The organism is Paenibacillus sp. NRS-1782 (assembly GCF_050467685.1).
Classification (GTDB): domain Bacteria; phylum Bacillota; class Bacilli; order Paenibacillales; family Paenibacillaceae; genus Paenibacillus; species Paenibacillus terrae_A.
Window position 1 is genome coordinate 1 of the sequence record NZ_JBITPH010000108.1, and the last position, 1,451, is coordinate 1,451.

At 49.5% G+C, this 1,451-nt stretch carries 1 protein-coding gene; it reads right to left on the minus strand.

Annotated elements, in window-relative coordinates; translation table 11 throughout:
- Positions 1–110 precede the first annotated feature (110 nt).
- Positions 111–1,361 (minus strand): ISL3 family transposase, encoded by a 1,251-nt coding sequence (locus ACIFQM_RS24835; RefSeq protein WP_430044553.1) that lies wholly within the window; start codon positions 1,359–1,361, stop codon positions 111–113.
- Between the last annotated feature and the right edge of the window lie 90 nt (positions 1,362–1,451).

Sequence of the window (1,451 nt, forward strand, 5' to 3'; positions counted from 1 at the left end):
GGCTCTTCGCTCTACTGGATGGGTAACACCGGATAAAATAGGTTCATAGTTAGGATAGATTCGAGAGATTACCTAAGTAAAGGGTATAAAGGGGAAGGGGAAAGATGAGCTTAGGACCTACGTGCTGAAAGCGCAGGAAGGTGGTTTTTATTCGCTGTCATATAGACCATGGCAATCAGATTACCTACGTTACGGTAGCCTCTCGCTCGACGCTTGGCTGCTTGGACCAGACCATTGATGCCCTCCAACAATCCGTTCGTCATTTGGCTATGGAACCAGCGTAGGATGCCTTCCTCATGTTGCTTTATCGTTTGGGCTACACGTATCATCGGAGCCAGCTGGGAACGAGTCGCCCAGCTGAGCCATTCCTTCAAGTACATATCGGCGAAAACATGCCGAACGCTCCATAAATCCTGCAACGCCAGTCTCAACCGGTAGGCTCTTCCGGTTTGCAAGTTACTGTCCTTCAGCTGTTCCAGCGCTTCCTTTTGTTCGGCTTTGAGATTCGACTCGTTCTTCAGCCAGATATACTTCGTCCGTTTCAGTTCGGGGTTTTGTTTCTGCTCCTCGATGCGGACTTCATCTACCGCCTCACCGACCAGCTTCATCACATGAAACTTATCAAAGGTGATCTCTGCATCTGGGAAATAGTCCTCGACTCCTCGAATAAAAGCGGGAGACATGTCGCAGCATACTTCCTGGATCTGCTGGGCATCCACCCCTTTGTTTCTCAGATGCGCCCGGAAGCGCTCTAAGGTATCTTTTCCCTTCCCCACGGTGGCGAAGAGGACGATTTTACGGTCAACATCTACAAATAACGTGATGTAGCGGTGGCCGCGTCGGGATGACGTTTCATCAATGGCGATCCGTTTCACTTCCGTCAGATCCACTTGCTCCATTGCTTGATTCACGTAATGGTGAAAGATGCGCCACATCCGGGTGTCATGTTCCCGAAGCTCACGAGCTGCCGCGTTGACTGGCATTTCCGCCATTAATCGCATGGCGTATGCTTCAAAGGAATAGGTGAAATGCGCCCCGGGTCGGGACCATTTGACCGGAACTTGCGTCACTTTGTTACACACCTTGCATTCGACCCTCGGCACCCTGACGTGCATAAAGGTTTTCCATTCCCAAAAATCCAGGTGTCGCCACTCCTTGTTCTCCGCATCGTAGGCTTTGCACATTCCTCCACACAACGGACAGACGAATTCGGCTCCACGTTCAAAGTCCATAAATAGGTGCCAGGCTTGTTCCTGTTCGTCGAACTTAATTTCTCTCAGTTCCCATGGTTTTTCCACCTGCAACGCCATTTTAAATAACTCTGCAATTACATGATCTTCTCGGCTACTAAATATCTTCATTGTTCTTCCCGCCCCTATTAGTCTTCTTAGGAACAGTCTGCTCTACTTCTCTATGGTTTAGACCTCACCCATCAAATATAGCGACGAAGC